Here is a 20,020-nt window from a genome sequence, read left to right on the forward strand (position 1 = left end):
GAGCAGAAGGGAGAGTTGCTTTTGGCTCTCTTTCTTTAGGGCTTCGATCGGCGGATTTAATAATCGATGATGCTTTTTCAAATGTGCTTTTGCGCGCGGTGCCAACGTTTGCTGAACGGCTTTACGGATACGCTGCACGCATTCGATGACATAGCCATGCACGTGAAAACGATCCGCAATTCGAATCGCATTTGGATAGCACTCGCGAATCCAAGTATGGTAGGCCGGAGCCAAGTCCATGACCACTGCTTCGGGATGCAAGCTGAGAAAGTCGGGATGCGCCTTCGCATAGACTCGCAAGTCCTCCAGTCGACGACCTGGCAGCACATCCAGCATCGTTTCGCCACGGAGACTATGGATGCCCGTGTTGTAGGTGTGCCCCTTTGATGGCGAAATCATCCACACCGAAAATCAGTTCATTCGTGATTTTAGCTGCAGCCCAAGCTTGTTTCTGGATCTGATCGCTCAGCTCAGGGATAGCTTCGTGATGAAATCGCAGTACAGTACTCGCGGGCGTTTGCTGCATACGGGCGCTATGGGCGGCCGTAGAGCCAAGAACCTGCTCGACGGTTTGGGTGCGAAAGAGCTTGCTATATCGCTGCTTCGGTCCAACAAATTCGTACATCCATCCGAATCCAACTTCGCAAGCTGAACACTGCAAACGAAGGGCCGGTACATTCAGAAATGTTTTTTTCTCAAAGACCGAAAGATGACGGACGATTCGTCTCCCATTATTGCCTTTGCGAATGACATGCTGCATAGACTGGCAAACGGGACAACATTGCCGCTGTGCCACTGGAACAGCCTCCAGATGAAGTTCATCGCCGTCTGAAAATAGAATTTGGTTTACGTGTAGCTCTGGTATGTTAAACCATTCGTTGATATACTGGTTCTGCATCTGCCTTTTCCTTTTGTTGTTCGGTGAGACTTACAACAATACAGGAATAGCAGATGTTTTTCCATTTCTACCCTTTCATTATTCCGTCAAGCACTGATCTTGGTTTTGAGCCTCTATTAGAGCTACAATTTAAAAATGTGGGACTGCAAAATGAACAGCGCATAGCGTGGGGCGGTAATGACAAACTCTATCAGTTAATAAACGAATTAACCGGACTGCCTTCGTTGCCTCCAACTAAGTCCAACTAAATACTTCAGCAGAGCTTCATTTTTGCTAATGCGCAGTAGTGCGAACATCCATTAGGTGTGTTCCATCTGCCCCTCACTGTATAGATGATTCCGAGGTAGGCGTACAAAAAATTAGCCTCTCACTTTTACTGAGAGGCTAATGAATGTTGTTACACTAATATCTCGGCTGCTAGCAATTATGAAAAAAATAGTGCTATCAAACCTACTAGCCCGACGAAGATGAATACCCCTCCGACAATCCGCGCTATTAGCATATATAAATCCGATGGTTCAGTACCATCTTGAGTCGCCCAGGCATCTCTAATTTTCCAAACTATAATTGGGTTACGCATAATTAATATTCCAAAAATAATTAAGCACAAACTCAAAACACGATATATCACCATTTTAATTTTCCTTCAAACTATGTTTTTACACTTCATGTACTACCTCTTGTCGAAAATAGATGGAGCAAGTCCATGCCGAAGAGCCAACTCAATGAACATTACTTTTAATATAGAGCCTAAAATTTAAAATAATTCTTCGCATTGTAATACGAAATATTTTGCACCATGCCCCCAAGCAGCTCCAGATCATTCGGGACTTCGCCATTATCTGCCCACTCTCCAAGCAGATTGCACAGGATACGGCGGAAATACTCATGGCGCGTATACGACAGGAAGCTCCGGGAATCGGTCAGCATGCCGACAAAGCGGCTGAGCAGGCCGAAATTGCCAAGCGACTTGATCTGTGCCAGCATTCCGTCCTTCGTGTCATTAAACCACCATGCCGAGCCAAGCTGGATTTTCCCCGGAATGCCTCCACCCTGAAAGCTCCCCATCAGAGCAGCCAAAATCTCGTTATCATTGGCATTCAGCGAATACAGGATGGTGCGCGGCAGCAGATTTTCCTCATCGAGCGAGCTTAAAAGCTTCATCAGCGGATACGCAACCGGGCTGTCATTGACCGAATCAAAGCCACGATCAGGCCCTAGCAGGTTGAACTGCCGCAGGCTGTTATTTCGCGCCGCATTAATATGATATTGCATCGCCCAGTCGTGGCGGGCATACAGCTTGCCGAGGAAAATAAGCGTATATGTCTTATACTGCTTTTCTTCATCCGGACTGACCTGTTCACCCTTCAGCGCACGGGCAAAAATAGCAGCTGCCTCGTCCTTCGTCACCTCTTTGTAAGGCACATAATCGAGCGCATGGTCGGACACACGGCACCCCGCCCGGTGGAAGTATTCAACCCGGGATTCCAGTGCGGCCAGCAGGGTATCATAATCCGGAATCGCCATTTCTGCAGCCTGCTCCAATTGCTCGACCCAATCCCGGAATCCGCCGCGGTTAATCTCCAGCACCTTGTCAGGCCGGAAGGACGGCAGCACCTGCACGTCAAAGTCTTCAATGTCCTTAATTTTCACATGATACTCCAGCGAATCAACCGGATCATCCGTCGTACAGATTACTTTGACATTCGACTTCACAATGAGATCGCGCGCCCTGAACCCGTTTCCGTTCAGCTTTTCATTTGCCTTCTCCCAGATAACCGCCGCATTCTGCTCATTCAGCAGTTCATCAATATCAAAGAAACGCCTCAGCTCCAAATGCGACCAGTGATAGAGCGGATTGCCGATCGTATTCGGCACCGTCTTCGCCCACTCTACAAACCGCTCGTAATCACTCGCACCGTCGCCGCCCGTCACGTATTTCTCCGGTACACCATTGGCCCGCAGCGCCCGCCATTTATAGTGATCTCCGTAAAGCCACGCTTCCGTAATATTTGAAAAAGCTTTATTTTCATAGATTTCCTGAGGGCTCAAATGACAGTGGTAGTCAATAATCGGCATATCCTTGGCATAATCATGATACAAGCGGACAGCCGTTTCACCAGACAGTAAAAATTGATCATCCATAAACGCTTTCAATTGCTGCACCTCCGAATTTTGTAAACGCTCTTATTTTATACCTTACCATATAGCCAGGCGTATCTTCAATAATCTCCCAATCTTTGAAAGATTACCAGATATGACTATAGTCCCTCCAAAGCTTAAATTTCGGCATTCAGAAAAAGGATAATTTTTCTATTAAAGAACAAAAATCCACTATATTATTCTATTTAACTCAATATCTATGCGAAATTTCAATGTAATATTATATAACATTAAAATAACCTTAAAATACACTTAATTAATTGAATTTTAGAGTAAATTAGCGAAAAACCTTATTGTTAACGCTTTTTCAAGGAAAATATTGTTTGCAAGAAAACCTTACACAAAATACAATGATTCATATGAATAAAGAACCATTTTCAACAATTTAGTAATTTGGTGGTGAGGAAACATAACATTATAATTCAAGAACAACAAGACTCTTATTCTATCACCCGGATTGACCTGTAATTCGCAGTTTTTTAGCAAGTCTACCTTTCTTTCTCTACCTACTGTAATGAACTACATATTTTTAGGAGGCCTCCATGAATAATAAACTGCTTAAATCGTTGTTATCCGTTCTGATCGCCACAATGGTATTCACCGGGTCAGGAATCTTCCCTGTCCCATATGCGAGCGCACAGCAGGATTCACCTGCTATGGAGTCCCCTTCCGGAACACCTCCCCAAAACGGGAACACACCGGAAGAACCAGCCAGCCCCAATCCGACGCCAGACACAGCAGTTGATGACCCAACGCCAATAGAAAGCAATGTGCTCCAGCTTGCTGCCGCATCCCCATCCGTCATCGTAAAAGGACAGCAAAACCTGCGCTTTGGCGAAAAGCTGCTGGTCAACATTGCACTGAAAGATATTCCCGATGCTGTAGCCGCCGAGAAATTTGTGATTCAATACAGCACTTCCAGGCTGGAATTCCAGGAAGTGAAAGCAGCAGGAGATGGCATTCAAATTGTAGGGCACCAAGCTGACCCCGGGAAAGTTACCGTAATCACCGCGAATCCGACATCCAAACTGGCGGATAACGAGACAATCATCACGATCATCTTCAAAGCCAAAGCTGCTGCCGGAATCGACAACGTGACGGTAAGCGCAGAGCTGGGACTCTCTCCTGACGGGGAGTACGGAGCAGCAGGCAGCTCGACACTGGATCTGGACATCCAAAAGGGACTGAGCGGCGACCTGAACCGCAACGGTAAAATTGACATTGGCGACCTCGCCAAACTGGTTCACTACTTTGACGTGACATCCGCTGATCCACAGTGGGAAGAAATCGCCAACGGCGACTTTAATACGAACCTGAGAATTGACTTGGCTGACCTCGCCATTCTTGCCAGAAAGCTGCTGGACAAGCCGTTCGAGCTGGTTGAGACGACAGTCGCCGACATTCATGCCGCCATGCAATCCGGGGAATTGACTGCCGAAGAATTAGTCAACATGTATCTGAAGCGTATCGATCGCTATGACGGACAACTCCATTCCATTCTGACTGTCAACCCGCATGCTCTGGATATCGCCAAAGAGATGGATGCGGAATACAAAGCGACAGGCAAGCTCAGAGGGCCATTGCACGGCATTCCGGTTATTGTCAAAGATAACTTCAACACCGTCGGCATGCCAACAACTGCAGGCTGTAAATGTCTGGCGAATAACTTTACAACAACCGATTCATTCATGATCCAGAAACTAAAGGACGCTGGCGCTATCATTTTGGCGAAATCCAATCTTCATGAATTCGCCTTCGGCACAACAACAATCAGCTCCTTGGGCGGCCAAACCTACAACCCTTATGACCTGACCCGCAATCCGGGCGGTTCCAGCGGCGGTACAGGCGCAGCACTGGCAGCGAACCTGGGCGTAATCGGACTCGGTACAGATACAGGCGGATCAATCCGGATTCCTTCCTCCTACAACAGCCTTGTCGGTATTCGTCCAACAATCGGACTGACAAGCCGTGAAGGAATCATTCCGCTGGCAATATCGCAGGATGTAGGCGGACCAATGGCGCGCACCGTTGCCGACGCCGCTCTCATGCTGGATGTGGTCAGCGGCTACGACAAGCATGACCTGGCTACTTCCTACAGCATCGGACGGATCCCGGACAGCTATACCGACTATCTGGATGTGAACGGGTTGAAAGGCGCCCGCATCGGTATTGTTCGTGACAGCAGCATGATGGGAACCAATGCCGAGGTAATCCGGCTTACCAACCGGGCAATTTCCGAGATGGAGCGCATGGGCGCTACTGTTGTAGATGTAACCATTCCGAATCTCTCAACTATCCTGAGTTACAGCAGCCTGAGCGGCACGGAGTTCAAATTCAATTTGAACGAGTATTTGAATTCCCCGTCGATCGGCCCGGATGTGAAGTTCAAATCTCTCTCTGATATTTTGGCAACAGGTGAAATTTTGGAGTCGCAACGAAGCTCTATGGTGGCCCGTAATAGCATTGAGGTACTGGAAACCGAAGCTTACAAGGATATTCTGCTCTACAGGACGCGCACGACCCAGCAATCCCTGCTCTCGGCAATGGCGGACAACAAGATAGACGCGCTGCTCTATCCGTCCACTGCCGCTCCGGTCGGAGGAAATTCCGGCAGCGCCAACAGGCTAAGCCCTTTCTCCGGATTCCCGGCCATTAGTGTCCCTGCAGGATTCGCCAGTATCAGCGGACGACCGGATTCTCCGATCGGCATCGAACTGCTCGGCAAACCATTTGATGAAGGCACTCTGATCAAGCTGGCTTATGCATTCGAGCAAGGCACGAAATATCGCATAGCCCCTGAGCTGTTCCCGGCTTTGACTAATTAACCAGGCCGTATCTCAACAGGAAAGGAAGATTCCAACTATGGTTCGCAGACTATTTATAATCGCCATGGCGCTGCTGCTCTGTACCGCGGTTCTACAGTCAGAGCCAGTCCGCGCAGCAGACGGCGGGCCTGTCTTCTCGGTTCAGACATCCAACTCCACCCTTTCTGCCGGCAGTACAATCAAGGTCACGATAAACGCCGACCAGTTGAAGGATATGTACGGCTTTGAATTCAATCTGTATTTCGATCCATCCCGTCTTGAATATATCGAGAACAGCGCAGCAACAGATCTTGACGGCTACTCTGTTCCGGCAAAGATCATAAACAAGGACAAAACCTATGTCCGCTTTGCCCATGTCAAAACCGCCAATGTGCCCGGCCTTAGCGGCAGCGCAGCCTTGCTCTCGCTCTCCTTTAAGGTCAAAGTGGCAGCATCCACAGCACTGGAGCTAAAAGATATCAGGCTGATTGACTCTAAAATGGCCGAATCTGCACTGGATACTGCTGCAAAAGCCGAATTAACTGCCGGGACTTACTATCCCGGTGGCGGCAGCAACAGCAGCAGCGGAACAAATGGCGGTGACAACGGTACAGATAAACAGACAATTACCCTGACAGCCAAAGAGCTGGGCAATCCGGTCTCCGGAAAAGTAAGCGTGACTCTGCCTCCGGGAGCCAGCAAGGTACAGCTTCCAGGCAGTGCCCACGAACTGCTCGGTGACAACGGACTGGAGATTCATACCGGCAAAGGCAGTCTGATTATTCCTTCTGCTGTGCTGGGACAGCTGGCAGGCGAAGTTACAGCCGAGCAAGCCAAGCAGGGCACAATCACATTGACAGCTGCCCTAATTCCCGATTCAGCAGAACGTTCCGCACTACTTGCCCAATTAAACAGTACCAATGGACTGGAGGCGCGCTTTGGCTCTGAAGTCTACGCCTTCAAATTGCTGCTGACAACTGCGGATGGCAGATCTGTCGAACTGAAAAACTTCAAACAGCCTGTCACAATCAAATTAAAAGCAGACAACATCATTAACCCTAGACTATCAAGCATTTACGATATTCCATCAAGCGGTTCACCGGAGAAAATCGAAAGTGATTATAATAACGGAGAATTCACAGCGAAGATCAGCCGCTTTAGCGTGTTCGCCGTAGTTGAAAGAAAGAAGACGTTCCAGGACGTTCCCGCTTCTTTTTGGGCCAGCAATGTCATTACGGAGCTGGCTTCCAGACAAATTATTAACGGAACAAGCACTACAGCCTTTGAGCCTGAACGAAGCATTACACGCGCTGAGTTTACAACCCTGCTCGTGCGGGCGCTCAAGTTGTCTGCTGGCAGCAAAATTTCCTTTTCCGATGTCAAGGCGAGCGACTGGTTTAGCGCAGATATCGCAGCGGCGGTGGAAGCTGGTATTGTAAATGGCCAATCCGCTTCCAGTTTCTCCCCTCACGCACAGATTACACGTGAAGAAATGGTCACGATCATGATGCGCGCATACAAGCTGCAAAAAGGCGCCACAACCGATGCTCCAGCACCTGCCTTCACTGATGAAGCCGGCATTTCACCATGGGCAGCCAGCCACGTCAAGGAAGCCGCCGCGCTAGGCTTGATAAAAGGCCGGTCAGGCAACAACTTCGCGCCTCAAGGTCTATCAACACGCGCTGAAGCCGCGCAGGTCATTTATAATTTAATTGAAAATACGGCCGCACCTGCTTCTAAAGATTAAGAAACTTCATAATTGGAATACCGGCATCGGATTATCGTCATACAATCTGACGAAACATCAAAAAGACGCACAACCGCTAATGGTTGTGCGTCTTGCATTTTCCAGCTTATGATTCGATCAAAATATTCATAACACGAACCCATAAAGGGCCTATAAACCAAAATAAACAGCGCCATTCGGCCCTGTAGACAAATTTTAACTAGAGTTATAGAATTCAATATCCAAGCAGAGCAGTATATGCCCTTAATTCCTATAATAGTAGAATATCACACGGAAAAGAAAAAGTCTACTATTTTCCCAAAAATTCCTTTATATTTTTTAATACTGATGCGGAATCATCGATTACTCTTCTTAATCTAAAGATCGGTTACGCAGCAAAAATATAGTGGAGGTGTGTTACGATCGATGTTCTCCCTGACTTTGGCAAGAAAATCCTACGCCCGTAATTTGCAGTACCGCAGCGCCCATCTGATGCGCATGTTTGCCAGCGTCATCATCGGCTATATCTACATGGCCATCTGGATGGGAGTGGGCGAAGGACAATTATTAGGCGATTACGGCATACATGGCATGATCAGCTATATTGCCTTTAATCAGGCCTGCTTGTGGGTCATCATGGCAACGAACTGGACCGACATCGAGGGCTGGGTCCGAACGGGACAAATCTCGCATGAACTGATGAAACCAATGCATTTTTTCTGGTATATGCACAGCAGAGAGTGGGGACAGACCTGGTACCAGTTTTTATACAGCACCACTCCCATTCTAATCATCTATATTGTTGTACTGAAAATTCGTACCCCCGAGCATTCTGTCACTTGGCTATGGACACTGCTCGCAATGTTTCTTGCCGCCTACATTGCAATCTGTATCGCCTATCTGATTGGCATTGCAGCCTTCTGGACGACGGAATCGCGCTGGCTTAACGGTGTCCATATGGGACTCAATATGCTGTTGTCGGGTTTCTTCATTCCTGTCGAATGGCTCCCGGGCTGGCTTAAGATGATCAGTATCCTCTCGCCCTATCCCTGCCTGCAATATGTCCCGTCCCGCATCTACCTGGAGCTGGATCCGGCGCATTCCCTGAAGTTATCCCTGTTCTGGTGCCTTCTGTTGACCGCAATATGCTTCACGGTAACCAGAGTTATCCGGCGCAAAGTGGAGGTGCAGGGCGGATGAGCTGGATTCGGATTTATTTCCGGCTCGCCGGAGCAAGTCTCAGGAGCCAGATGCAATATAAATTCAATTTTATTTTATCGACGCTGATGGTCTTTCTCATGTTCGGCCTCGAATTTATGACCGTATCGATCATCATTTATAAATTCGACGGCATCAAAGGCTGGAGTGTATATGAGGCAGGCTACTTGTTCGCCATCATGATGTTTGTAAGAGCATCCTACCGGATGATAGCCGGGGAGGTCAACGGCTTCGAGAAATACCTTGTTCAGGGTATGCTGGATCAACTGCTTCTGCGCCCGATGCCTGTCCTGCTCGTTTTGGTAACCCGGAATTTCCGCCCCATGGCGGGAGAACTCGTGCTGGGGTCAATACTCATCAGCATCTGTCTGTCGCATCTTATGGAGAAGGGGCAAGTTACCCTGTGGGCCATCCCGGGTACCCTCGCCGTCATTATAAGCGGAACAATAATCACCCTGTCGATTGGCCTCGCTACCGCTACAGTCGGATTCTGGACGCATCGCATTGATGAGTTACAACGGATTACCGATAACGCAGCTACTATTGCAAGCCAGTATCCATTGTCCATCTATCCCAAATGGATGCGAATTACCCTGCTGACCATTATTCCGATGGGCTTCACCAGCTACATGCCGTCGCTGTATGTTATCCGCGGAGAGCTCGGACTCTGGATTCTTCCGGCTACGATGCTGCTTGCCGCCATCCTCCTGCTCGGGGCACTGCGCTTCTGGAAACACGGGCTGGCCCATTATCAAAGCACAGGCACCTGACTGCAAAAAGTTCACTAATTGCAAGAAGTTCACTGCCTGAATTCATCCATACGATACAGACATCTGCAACTGCCCGCCATTTCCGTATTCAACCCTATACGAACCAAAGGAGACAAAACATGATCACTGCACACCGGCTAAATAAAACCTTCCGGCTCCCTGTCGCCAAGGAAGGACGATTCCGCGCTGTCCGGACGCTGTTGTCACAGGAATACCGGACAGTGGAGGCTGTCAACGACATCAGCTTCGAAATCAGCAAAGGCGAATTCGTCGGCTACATTGGACCTAACGGCGCAGGCAAATCAACGACGATCAAAATGCTCTGCGGCATTCTGCACCCCACCTCCGGCGAAGTGATCATTAACGGCCGGAGCCCGCAGAACCAGCGGCAACAGGTCGTCCGCCAGCTCGGAGTCGTTTTTGGGCAACGGACACAACTCTGGTGGGACCTCCCGCTCAAGGATTCCTTCGACATTCTGGCATCCCTGTACAAACTGGAGCAGCAAAACTTCAAGAACCAGCTTGGCCTTCTGAGCGAAATCTTGCAGCTCCATGAATTCATGGGTACCCCGGTGCGCAAACTCTCTCTCGGCCAGCGTATGCGCGCTGATCTGGCGGCGTCCCTGCTGCACAATCCGGACATCCTGTTTCTCGACGAACCGACAATCGGGCTGGACGTACTGGCTAAAAAGCAAATCCGGGATTACCTGAAGCAGTTGAACCGCCAGTGGAACAAGACTATTCTGCTCACCACCCACGATATGGATGATATCGAGCAGCTCTGCAGCCGCGTGATCGTCATCAATCACGGGACAGCGATCTATGACGGCAACCTGGAAGCGCTGCGCGAGCGGATCGGATTGCCTACCGTGATGAAAATCAAATTCAAGGATACGGTCACAGCCGCCCTTAATCTTTTTCCGCCCTCCCTGCCTTTCCGGATTACCGACTGCCACGAGCAGCTTATTACCGTGTCCTGCAACCGCAGAGAAACAACGGCTATGGAGGTGCTGAATAGGATGAGCGCATTCGGAACGATTGAAGATGTTCATCTGGAGGAGCCGAATTTCGAGGAAATCATCCATCGTATTTATTAGATCAGAATTTGAACACATGCCTGTTCTCCCTGACTATGGACATCTGGGACGGTTTTATAAATGCATTATTTCTGCCTCCTGATTATATTTCCAAAAAAATGAAACCTATTTGCCTGATCCCCATATTTTTGCGATAATTTACCGTAAGGATGATACAATCCTGATCATGTACGAATGGGGTGTTATTCATGACGACTTACGCTTATATCGGCTCCTATGCAAACGCATCAGAACCAGGATTGCTGGCAACCAGCTACGATCCGGCAACAGGAAAGCTTGAACTTGTTCAAGAGGTGTCCGGGCTGTCCAATCCAACCTTCCTGGATATCAATGCAGACGACTTCAGATTGTACGCCTTGTTCGATGAAAAGGATGCTGAGGGCAACCGCAAAGGCGGAGCAGCAGCCTACACCATCGACCGCAGCAGCGGCAAACTGGCCCTGATTAACGAAGCAATCACCACACCTGCACCTACCTGCCATCTGGTGCTTGATGAGACGAACGCCTGCATTATCGTAGCAAGCTACCATGGCGGCCTGCTCGGCGTGTCCAAACTGCTTGAAGACGGCGGAGTCGGCCCATCGTCCGATCTGAAGCAGCATCACGGCTCCAGCATTCATCCGGCTCAGACTCAGGCACGTGCACACTCTGTATTTATTGCCCCGGGCAACCGTTATGCTGTCGCTTGCGACCTCGGACTGGACAAGCTGTTCGTCTACAGCCTTGACGCTGCGGAAGGCAAGCTGACCCTGAAGAGCGAAACCAGCATTGCCCCCGGATCAGGCCCGCGCCACTTTGTGTTCCACCCGTCGCAGCCATACGGCTATGTGATCAGCGAGCTCAACTCGACGGTCACCGCGTTCCATTATGATGGGGATGAAGGCAAGCTGACTGAGCTGCAAACTTTATCGACACTGCCAGAAGACTTTACTGGTGAAAGCTACTGCGCCGATATTCATATCTCACCGGACGGCAAGTTCCTGTACGGCTCCAACCGGGGACATGACAGCATTGTTGTTTATGCGGTAGATGAAGCCTCAGGCAAGCTGACTGTCGTGGAGTACACATCTACACTCGGCGGACACCCGCGCAACTTCGGACTCTCACCGGATGGACGCTTCCTGCTCGTTGCCAACCGCGACGGCAATAATATCGTTACCTTCCGCCGGGATGAGCACAGCGGCAAGCTTGAAGCGACCGGCGATCAGCTGACAGCCTCCAAACCGGTATGCATCAAATTCCTTGAGGCCCGTTAAAAAGCAAAACTTGCATCCGGATATCATTTTACATAAACGTAAATGGCTGAGCTGTCTGTGACAGGAACAGCGTCATTTTGCACGTAAATTATTAACTGCTTATAGTTGAAGCTAGTAAATCGCTTCAAAAAAATAGACGCACCAGTTGAAGTAATCAGCCCGGTGCGTCTTTGCTTATTCAGTATTCAATTCATATAATTGCCGAGTCCGCAATCTACTCGTTCGTTCCACTCAGACAAGCTCCTTTGCTGATGTAAACTGATCGAGAATATGCCCAAGCATTGCAAAGGATGCTTCACTCCGGTCCAGATTGGCGCGAATTTCTGCTGCTGATTGAATATAGGGCGCTTCCACAACTTCGGCACTCCATCGTGTCAGCATTTCTCTAATTGCAGCAGGCGATGCTTCCAGATGGAATTGGAGTGCAGCAACATGAGGGCCGTATACAAAAGCTTGATTGGGACACGCTTTCGAACCGGCCAGCCTGACTGCCCCCTCAGGCAGATCAAAACAGTCGCCATGCCATTGGAAGGAGTAGAACTGCTGCGGAATTTGGGCAAACAGCGGATGCTCTTGCTCTGTACGCTCCACGCGATGCCAACCCAGCTCCTTTTCATTGTTCCGGTACACTCTTGCCCCGAGCAGTTCAGCGAGCATTTGGGCGCCAAAGCAAATGCCCAGCACCAGCTTGCCGCTGTCCATCGCTTCTCTGACATACCGCTTTTCATCAACCAACCAGGGATACTTATCATCCTCATAGACACTCATCGGGCCGCCAAGTATGATCAGGAGCTCATAGCTCTCATGACCAGGCAAAGCCTCCCCGTCCGGAGGAAACCTGACTTCCGCCTCATGGCCATGTCTGGCTGCCCAGTCCGTAATCGCCGACTCATCGTCAAAAGAGAAATGCTTCAACAACAGCAACCGCATTTTATCCCCGCCTTGTCTCTATATGATTTCTGTTAAGACTCCACTCCTTTTATTTTAAACCCGCTTTATTTTTAATGTCAATATTTTTAACATAAGATGTTATATCAATCAGAGGATGAATTGGCATTTTGCAGACGATTGCCCCCCCATTTACTCCGGAAATAATAAACCATCAGCAAAAACAGCGGAATTACCGTGCTGCATGTAATATCCCAATCGATCCAATAGTACACAATCGTTGAGATGTAATACGTAATATTAGGAGCAATGATGGTCGCAAGTCCAAAAACGATCATCCCGGTCGGCAATATAAGCGGCTTGTAGGATCTCAGCTTCAAAAACTGGGACGCACCCAGCACAAAGCAGTAAAAATACAGCGCTCCCTTGAAAAAGGTGGAGAAGATCCAAACGGTAGCCATCATCGCTTCAATCCGTTCGAGGAAATTGCCGATACTGATCCGCTGAGCCAGAATAAAGGAAGCGTAAATATTATGCTGGGTGAAGAACGGCCCAAGAACCATAATGGATATGAGGACAATGGTGCTTAGCAGAAGGCTTCCGATGACCACCGTAATCAGTATATCCTTGTCCCGGTGCCGCTGCTGGACCGTATTAGGCAGCAGCATCAGGAGCGCTGTAAGCTCTCCAAACGGGTAGGCGACCGTAACTGTAGCCCCCTGAATAATGGCTTCCAGACCGGTGCCGAAGACCGGACGCAGCCTGTCGGGGTCCCCCTGCGGGATAATGAAGACAATGAGGAAGAGCACGAATAGCGCCACCAGCGGCAAAAATAGCTCCCCGCTCCTCGCCAGGCTCTCAATTCCATGGGATACCGCCCATATGAGTATGAGGACAAACAGGAGATGCACGATCCGAAGCGGTGTATTAATAATTATCTGTGTCGTCAAAAAATCCCCGGCCTCACGGGTTACAGTTGCCGTGAGAATCAGGAAATAGAACAGATACCAGATACTCACCAGAGCACCCAGCCATTTGCCCAACCCTGAAAAGAGGCCTTCAATCAGCGACTTGCCCGGCTGCATCTTGTACACGCGCAGTATAATCCAAATGGTGAGCAGCCCGAACGGAATCCCGATCAAGGAAGAAATCCATGCATCCTGATGGGCATAAGACGTAATGACCGCCGGATAGACAAGTATCAGATCCCCGATTTGGGTGAGCAAAATCAGCACAATGAGCTGCCTGACCGTTATTCTCCCTTTTTCCAGCATGCTTCTTTCCACCTCTCCAGACTAGCTGAACAACAGTTTGAAGAAATTGTTGACCGGCTTGTAAATGGTTATGAGTATATTGAGCGGGCTCGGAACTGAAATCATCTTCCAGGCAATGACACTCAAAATACTGCCCGCAATCAGGAAGAGAGCACTGGCTGCCATCTCCCTGAACCAGCGGTTGCGCAGCATCATTGGAGCCTGGGAAGCACCGATGGCCACAGCAGTAAGGACTACAAAGAAAACAACCACTCTTCGATCACTCCTTGACCTGGTCCTGGAAGGAATCGTCCAGAGACCCGACTCTTTTAATGATGACCTTGGCACTGTACTCCACATCCAGATCAGACAATTTATTAACCCAATGAGGCTCAAGCCGCTTCCAGAGCTTCGGGTCCGTACGGTTGATTTCCTGGCCGAAGCCGAAAATGTCCACCTTATACTTGCGGATTACATTGCTCACTGTCATTTTCATCAGGCTTATCAATTTGGCCTCCGCTTCTTTCTCCAGTTGGCTAATGACTCCCGCATCGGCAATATGCTCCTTGCACTCCACTGAGGCAATCGTACTAACAGACTCCACATGAACATGAATGACAGGCTTCTCCTGCTTCACCTCGCCCTTCATCTTGGAGATTGTCCGGACGCCCCGCAGCGCGATTTTGCCTTTGGACGGACAGGAGACATGGCCAACTGTAGCACGTACATTATTGCGAATATAATTAAAGCCCTTCGACTCGTCCTCGTTCAGCCATCCAATCAGCTTTTCCCCTTTGATTACGCCAAGTCCCGTATACTCCAGCCAAGCCTTCGGCTTGACGCTCATCAAATTGCTTTCAAGAGCAGCAGCTTTCCGGTCACCTTTTAACTCCACGCCTGTAACAGCCGGAGAGATGCCACTATTGATAATTTCCTCGAACAGCCTGTCAGCATTTACTATCGTTGTAGGCGCCCAGTTTTTAGAAGAATTATCGAGAGAATTGTAAAGTTTATTAGCAGGAATTTTTTCCAGCGGTGTCAAGGTATTCAGAATGGACTCGGCCGATGATCCTTTGGCAATCATCACATAGTAATCCGGACGAACCTTCGGATCACGAACCATTGCCTCGAGCACATCACCCATTCCAACCTGAGCAGCGAAATTCTCGCTGAAGACAAGGACACGAATATGCGGCAGGAAAATGATACGCGGGCTTGTCAGCGTCAACTTCTGAATCGCTTCAAAAAGGGTTGGACCCGTTGCCGTGTATAGCGTGACCGGAGCTCCGGAAATTTTCCCCGTGTTGGAACTGACACCCGCAGGTATTACAACCTGGGCTGAAACTTTAATATCTTCTCCCTCCCGATCAATGCCCAGCCCCATAATAATGCCCAACTGATTCATTTCTTCCCTTCCCCAGCACCCTGTCAGTGTCATCAGCATGAGAGCAGCCAGCAGGAGACGTTGCGTCCAACGTTTCATGACCGCCCCCTCTTGTTCGAACTGCCTTTTAACAGACCTTTCTTATTCTGCCTGCGCAGGTTGCCGGCTCGGTTGGATCCGGGTCGTTCCCTCAGGTAAGGCCAGGGCAGCCGGTACAAGGAATCCTTGAGATCCTTCGCAATAAAAGGCCCGAAGGGACTCATGTACGATACGCCAAAGGAACTCAGGCTCGTCAGGTGGATGGTCATCATAATCAGGCCGATCAGAATACCGTAAAATCCGAACGTTGCGGCTAATGCCATCATCATAAAACGGATAATACGAACCGCGATCGACAGACCATTCTCGGGAATGACATAGCTTGATATGGCTGTAATTGACACAATGATTACCATCGCCGCCGACACAACCCCCGCATCTACTGCCGCCTGTCCAATAACCAGTGTGCCTACAATAGAGACAGCCTGTCCGACCGTTTTCGGAATCCGGACGCCCGCCTCCCGAAGGATTTCATAGGTCAGCTCCATAAGCAGAGCCTCAATAAAGGCCGGGAAAGGAACTCCTTCACGCTGGGCGGCCAGACTGATCAGCAGGTTCGTAGGGAGCATTTCCTGATGAAAGGTTGAGACAGCAATGTAAAAGGAAGGAGCCAGCATTGCAATAAAAAAAGCCAGATAGCGTATAAACCGCAGCAGCGTGCTGATGTCCGCCCGTTGATAATAGTCTTCCGCCGACTGGAAGAAATGAACGAATAACGCCGGCACCAGCAGCGCAAACGGCGTTCCGTCTACAAGAATGGCTACCCGCCCCTCAAGCAATGCCGCTGCAACGGTATCCGGCCGTTCACTGTTGTAAACTGTAGGGAAAACCGTCTTCGTTGTATCCTGAATAAACTCCTCGATATATCCGCTGTCCAGTATGGCATCAATATCAATCTTGTCCAGACGGCTGCGCACCTCCTGCACGATGGCATCGTCCGCCACATGGTTCAGATAGACCATAGCTACGCTGGTTTTACTTATATAACCGATTTCCCGGGTCTCAATCCACAGCCTCGGGTCCTTGATCCGTCTGCGAATAAGCGTCATATTGGTGCGCAAATTCTCATTAAAGCCATCCATTGGGCCCCGCACAACAGACTGGGAGTTCGGTTCTGTAATATTCCGTTCCTCCCATCCCACCGCACCAATCCGCAGCGCCACAGGACATTCATCCAGCAGCAAAATAATATTGCCGCCCATCAAGTCCGTAAACAGCATGGACATTTCCTCAAGCTTTTCGACGTCTGCCGCGATAAGAATATCCTGCAATATATAGTCCATGCGATTTTCTGGAGCAATTCGGTCTGAATCTCCCTCGAAGCGCTGAATCAGCGAATGAAGAATCGAGGTATGCAAGATTTGCTGATCAACAAGACCTGACATATAAATCAGGACAGCAGGCCATTTTTTCAAGGCCAGCAGCTCCTTGACCACAAGATCTGCACTATTGCCGATTGTCTCCCGGATATAACGGAGATTCGTCTGTAAATCCGGGACAATCGGTTCGTCGATTGCATAAGAAATGGAAGAGGGCTGAGCAGAACTTGTTTGCATAGATAACGCCTCCGGTATCCGAGTTTTTCTTCGTCTTATTATGACTACGAATAGAATTAATTATGTTATTTTTATAAAAATAAAGAAGAAAAAGGAAAGTCACTGCAAAAAGGACTTTGCTGTCAGCCGACAGACAAAGCCCTATTAAGGTTTTTGTATTCCATTCATTACTTCTATTATTGAGGGTCGGCTGCCTGTGATCAGATAGCAAAGCCGGAAGCAGGAACATCCGGAAATAATGCATCTCTCTCCGTACGGTTCAGCAGCCGGTCGAGAATTGACTTCTCATAATAGGCAAAGCCATTATCCCGTTCCCGCGGTCTGGCCAGCGCAATCCGGGTATCCATGGCAATTACGCCCTGCTCCAGCAGGATGACCCGGTCAGCCAGGGCCACCGCCTCGCTTACATCATGCGTAACAAGAATCGTTGTAAATTGCTGCTCCAGCCAGAGCTGCTCAATAAGCTGCTGCATTTCGATCCGGGTGAGCGCATCCAGCGCGCCCAGAGGCTCATCAAGCAGCAGCAGACCCGGATGACCAGCCAGGGCCCGGGCCAGTGAGACACGCTGCTTCTGGCCCCCCGAAAGGATTCCCGGCCACTCATCAGCACGGCTTTCCAACCCGACCTGTTCCAGCGCAATAAGGGCACTTTCGTAGTCATTGCCCTGCGTCCCGATTCGCACATTGTCGACGACCTTCTTCCACGGCAGCAGCCTGGCTTCCTGGAACAATACGCGGGTGTCCTGATTGATGGCGGTTATCGGCTCGCCATTAAGCGCCACACTCCCCTGTGAAGGCTGATCAAGTCCGGCAATCAGACGCAGCAGCGTGCTTTTTCCACAGCCGCTGCGCCCTACAATGGCGACGAATTCTCCGGGTTCAATCGTCAAATTGACGTCCGTCAGGACAGTTGTTTCACCGAAATGCTTACGAAGCTGTTGAATTTGCAGCCGGATAGCTTTTTCTGACAAGACGCAGCCCCCCTTTCCGTGCAGGTTTATTGTAATTCGGATGCCATTTCAGAAATTGCCGCTCCGCGACCTTGGCCAGACTGTCCGAGAGCTTGCCCAGCAGTGCATAGATCAATATGCTCAGCACGATGACATCCATCTGCAGAAATTCCCTCGCATTCATCGCCATGTAGCCGATCCCGGATTTGGCTGATACCGTCTCCGCTACAATCAGCGTAAGCCACATTATTCCGAGCGAATACCGCACACCTACCAATATCGAGGCGAGTGCCCCGGGGAACAGGACATTACGGTATAGAGCAAAGCCCTTCAATCCGTACACCCTGCCCATCTCGATCAGCCCGGGATCAATGGAACGAATGCCGTGGAAGGTGTTGAGATAGATTGGGAAAAACACGCCGAGCGACACCATAACCAGCTTCGATTCCTCCCCGATTCCGAACCAGAGCAGAATCAATGGGATCAGTGCCAGATGCGGGATGTTCCGCAGCATTTGTACCGAAGAGTCCGTCAGTCTCTCGGCAAGTGACCACAGCCCGTTGATCAGGCCCAGCACAAGACCGATCATACCGCCCACCAGAAACCCGGACAGCGCCCGGTTTGTGCTGATCAGGGCATGGCGCAGCAGTTCGCCGCTCTCCACCATGCCCACGAAGGTTTGCAGCACCTTGACCGGAGAGGGCATCAGCGATGCCTTCGCGCCTCCCCCCATCGAGACAAGCTGCCATAGAATGAGCACCAGCACCGGAATGAGAAAAGGGAGAACAGCGTTGAACCAGCGTTTTTCTTTTTTGTCATCCATATGGATTCACTCCTCTCGGTCTTTACGGAGCCTTCAGATTTTTTAGCGGCTCATCAAAAGCATTGCTCCAGATCGCAGGGATATCCACATCCTCCGCCAGAACGCCTACCCTGCGCAGTACGTCAGCCACATCCTTCAGGGATGCGATTGCTTCCTCAGAAATCGGGAGCAGATGTACCGGACGCTGCTTGTCGCCTTCCCTGATCGTCTCCAGCGCCTCCTCATAAGGCTGATGGGTCTGCTCGGATGTAATTTTCGCCCAACGCTCCTGATTTTTCCGTGTCCACTCGTGGAAGGAGGACAGACGCTGCAAATAATCCGCAATGGCCGCTTTCTTGCCTGCGTCTGCGAGCGCATCATTTGAAGCTTCGATCAGAAAGTTCCCGGATAAAATATCCTTTGCCGAGGCAAGCTCCGTCGCGCCCCTCTGATGTGCGGATGTGATTGAATTCCCGTAGCTTGCAAGAGCATCCACACTGCCTCCGAGCAGGGCACTCAGCCCTTCTGAGGTCGGCAGCTGAACAGGATCGATATCCTCCCAGGTAAGCCCGTTCTCCTCCAGCATCTTGATCAGGAAATAGTGGGCCGTTGTATTGCTCACGTAAGCTACTTTCTTTCCCTTCAAGTCCGCAACGGATTGCACCTTGGAACCGGCCGGAATCACCAGCTCCTGATTCAGTGTGTTGCCCCTCTGAACCGCAATAACCTTGAAATTGCCCTGGTTAGCCGCAAGCGCTGCAAAAAGCGGCGGAATTTCACTTGTAATTGCAAGGTCCAACTGATTGGCTGCAATTGCCAAAAGCTGATTATTCCCCCCTTGGAAAACACTGTACTCGATCTTGTAAGGCGTATCATCCACGTCCGCCTCCCTGAAGCCCAACTCCCAGTTCGCCCAGCCCGTCTGGCCGATGCGCAGCGTTACCTTGCTTAAATCCGGCTCTGCCCCCTCTTTGCCAGTAGCAGCCTGCTCCTTCACTCCGTTTCCGCCGGAAGCCTTGCTGCCGCCCCCGCCTGAACCACTGTCTGCTCCTGCAGCACAACCGGAAAGCATAGCTGATATCAGTACAAGCAATATGATTGGTTGGAGCCGCAACTTGAAATTTAATGTGAGATCGCTCTTCATTCGCCGCATTTG

16 protein-coding genes and 1 pseudogene are annotated in these 20,020 nt (G+C 50.0%); 6 read left to right on the plus strand and 11 right to left on the minus strand.

Annotated features, from left to right (window positions below; translation table 11 throughout):
* The 3 genes and pseudogenes from H583_RS38120 to uxaC all read right to left on the minus strand — a co-directional run.
* Positions 1-898 (minus strand): annotated as a pseudogene (locus tag H583_RS38120) (transposase); the annotation flags it as partial.
* A 424-nt stretch (positions 899-1,322) separates the two neighbouring features.
* Positions 1,323-1,532, minus strand: a complete 210-nt coding sequence (locus tag H583_RS37980; RefSeq protein ID WP_028560377.1) for a DUF6199 family natural product biosynthesis protein — start codon at positions 1,530-1,532, stop codon at positions 1,323-1,325.
* A gap of 116 nt (positions 1,533-1,648) precedes the next feature.
* Entirely contained in the window at positions 1,649-3,043 is a 1,395-nt protein-coding gene (gene uxaC / locus H583_RS0110200) for a glucuronate isomerase (RefSeq protein ID WP_173477256.1), read from the minus strand.
* A 560-nt stretch (positions 3,044-3,603) separates the two neighbouring features.
* Between uxaC and H583_RS37010 the strand changes: the two genes are divergently transcribed.
* The 6 genes from H583_RS37010 to H583_RS0110230 all read left to right on the plus strand — a co-directional run bounded on the left by H583_RS37010 (position 3,604) and on the right by H583_RS0110230 (position 11,932).
* On the plus strand, positions 3,604-5,886 hold the full coding sequence (locus H583_RS37010; protein WP_051236274.1) for an amidase family protein: 2,283 nt from the start codon (positions 3,604-3,606) through the stop codon (positions 5,884-5,886).
* A 37-nt stretch (positions 5,887-5,923) separates the two neighbouring features.
* A complete protein-coding gene (locus tag H583_RS0110210; RefSeq protein ID WP_028560379.1) occupies positions 5,924-7,612 on the plus strand; it encodes an S-layer homology domain-containing protein in 1,689 nt (562 codons plus the stop codon).
* Positions 7,613-8,017: 405 nt separating this feature from the next.
* On the plus strand, positions 8,018-8,791 hold the full coding sequence (locus tag H583_RS0110215) for an ABC transporter permease (protein WP_028560380.1): 774 nt from the start codon (positions 8,018-8,020) through the stop codon (positions 8,789-8,791).
* Complete coding sequence (locus H583_RS0110220; protein ID WP_028560381.1) at positions 8,788-9,579, plus strand: ABC transporter permease; 792 nt, start codon at positions 8,788-8,790, stop codon at positions 9,577-9,579. Before H583_RS0110215 ends, H583_RS0110220 begins: the two co-directional genes overlap by 4 nt.
* Positions 9,580-9,698: 119 nt before the next feature.
* Positions 9,699-10,676: an ABC transporter ATP-binding protein gene (locus H583_RS0110225; RefSeq protein WP_028560382.1), complete on the plus strand. Its 978-nt coding sequence runs from the start codon at positions 9,699-9,701 to the stop codon at positions 10,674-10,676.
* A gap of 188 nt (positions 10,677-10,864) precedes the next feature.
* Positions 10,865-11,932 (plus strand): lactonase family protein, encoded by a 1,068-nt coding sequence (locus H583_RS0110230; RefSeq protein WP_028560383.1) that lies wholly within the window; start codon positions 10,865-10,867, stop codon positions 11,930-11,932.
* A gap of 231 nt (positions 11,933-12,163) precedes the next feature.
* On the opposite strand, the gene H583_RS0110235 is transcribed toward H583_RS0110230, so the two are convergent.
* From H583_RS0110235 to H583_RS0110270, 8 genes are all read right to left on the minus strand, one after another.
* Positions 12,164-12,862, minus strand: coding sequence for a type 1 glutamine amidotransferase (locus H583_RS0110235; protein ID WP_028560384.1), 699 nt, complete (start codon positions 12,860-12,862; stop codon positions 12,164-12,166).
* A 104-nt stretch (positions 12,863-12,966) separates the two neighbouring features.
* Entirely contained in the window at positions 12,967-14,094 is a 1,128-nt protein-coding gene (locus H583_RS0110240) for a GerAB/ArcD/ProY family transporter (protein ID WP_028560385.1), read from the minus strand.
* Positions 14,095-14,115: 21 nt separating this feature from the next.
* Positions 14,116-14,346 carry a hypothetical protein gene (locus tag H583_RS0110245; protein ID WP_028560386.1) on the minus strand — a complete coding sequence of 77 codons (231 nt, stop codon included), beginning with the start codon at positions 14,344-14,346 and terminating at the stop codon, positions 14,116-14,118.
* Positions 14,347-14,353: 7 nt separating this feature from the next.
* Positions 14,354-15,556, minus strand: coding sequence for a Ger(x)C family spore germination protein (locus H583_RS0110250; protein ID WP_028560387.1), 1,203 nt, complete (start codon positions 15,554-15,556; stop codon positions 14,354-14,356).
* A complete protein-coding gene (locus tag H583_RS0110255; RefSeq protein ID WP_081667090.1) occupies positions 15,553-17,112 on the minus strand; it encodes a spore germination protein in 1,560 nt (519 codons plus the stop codon). The genes H583_RS0110250 and H583_RS0110255 overlap by 4 nt, the downstream gene beginning before the upstream one ends.
* A 200-nt stretch (positions 17,113-17,312) precedes the next feature.
* Positions 17,313-18,083, minus strand: a complete 771-nt coding sequence (locus tag H583_RS0110260) for an ATP-binding cassette domain-containing protein (protein ID WP_028560389.1) — start codon at positions 18,081-18,083, stop codon at positions 17,313-17,315.
* Positions 18,040-18,885, minus strand: a complete 846-nt coding sequence (locus H583_RS32495; protein ID WP_081667092.1) for an ABC transporter permease subunit — start codon at positions 18,883-18,885, stop codon at positions 18,040-18,042. The genes H583_RS0110260 and H583_RS32495 overlap by 44 nt, the downstream gene beginning before the upstream one ends.
* 22 nt (positions 18,886-18,907) lie before the next feature.
* Positions 18,908-20,017: an ABC transporter substrate-binding protein gene (locus H583_RS0110270; protein WP_028560390.1), complete on the minus strand. Its 1,110-nt coding sequence runs from the start codon at positions 20,015-20,017 to the stop codon at positions 18,908-18,910.
* Positions 20,018-20,020: the final 3 nt, after the last annotated feature.

Origin of the sequence: Paenibacillus pinihumi DSM 23905 = JCM 16419 (assembly GCF_000422505.1) — a bacterium.
Taxonomy (GTDB): domain Bacteria; phylum Bacillota; class Bacilli; order Paenibacillales; family Paenibacillaceae; genus Paenibacillus_D; species Paenibacillus_D pinihumi.

Bases quoted from the DNA above. Each gene is read 5' to 3' on its own strand.
- H583_RS37980 (WP_028560377.1), bottom strand. From the start codon at position 1,532: ATGGTGATATATCGTGTTTTGAGTTTGTGCTTAATTATTTTTGGAATA.
- uxaC (WP_173477256.1), bottom strand. From the start codon at position 3,043: ATGGATGATCAATTTTTACTGTCTGGTGAAACGGCTGTCCGCTTGTAT.
- H583_RS37010 (WP_051236274.1), top strand. From the start codon at position 3,604: ATGAATAATAAACTGCTTAAATCGTTGTTATCCGTTCTGATCGCCACA.
- H583_RS0110210 (WP_028560379.1), top strand. From the start codon at position 5,924: ATGGTTCGCAGACTATTTATAATCGCCATGGCGCTGCTGCTCTGTACC.
- H583_RS0110215 (WP_028560380.1), top strand. From the start codon at position 8,018: ATGTTCTCCCTGACTTTGGCAAGAAAATCCTACGCCCGTAATTTGCAG.
- H583_RS0110220 (WP_028560381.1), top strand. From the start codon at position 8,788: ATGAGCTGGATTCGGATTTATTTCCGGCTCGCCGGAGCAAGTCTCAGG.
- H583_RS0110225 (WP_028560382.1), top strand. From the start codon at position 9,699: ATGATCACTGCACACCGGCTAAATAAAACCTTCCGGCTCCCTGTCGCC.
- H583_RS0110230 (WP_028560383.1), top strand. From the start codon at position 10,865: ATGACGACTTACGCTTATATCGGCTCCTATGCAAACGCATCAGAACCA.
- H583_RS0110235 (WP_028560384.1), bottom strand. From the start codon at position 12,862: ATGCGGTTGCTGTTGTTGAAGCATTTCTCTTTTGACGATGAGTCGGCG.
- H583_RS0110240 (WP_028560385.1), bottom strand. From the start codon at position 14,094: ATGCTGGAAAAAGGGAGAATAACGGTCAGGCAGCTCATTGTGCTGATT.
- H583_RS0110250 (WP_028560387.1), bottom strand. From the start codon at position 15,556: ATGAAACGTTGGACGCAACGTCTCCTGCTGGCTGCTCTCATGCTGATG.
- H583_RS0110255 (WP_081667090.1), bottom strand. From the start codon at position 17,112: ATGCAAACAAGTTCTGCTCAGCCCTCTTCCATTTCTTATGCAATCGAC.
- H583_RS32495 (WP_081667092.1), bottom strand. From the start codon at position 18,885: ATGGATGACAAAAAAGAAAAACGCTGGTTCAACGCTGTTCTCCCTTTT.
- H583_RS0110270 (WP_028560390.1), bottom strand. From the start codon at position 20,017: ATGCGGCGAATGAAGAGCGATCTCACATTAAATTTCAAGTTGCGGCTC.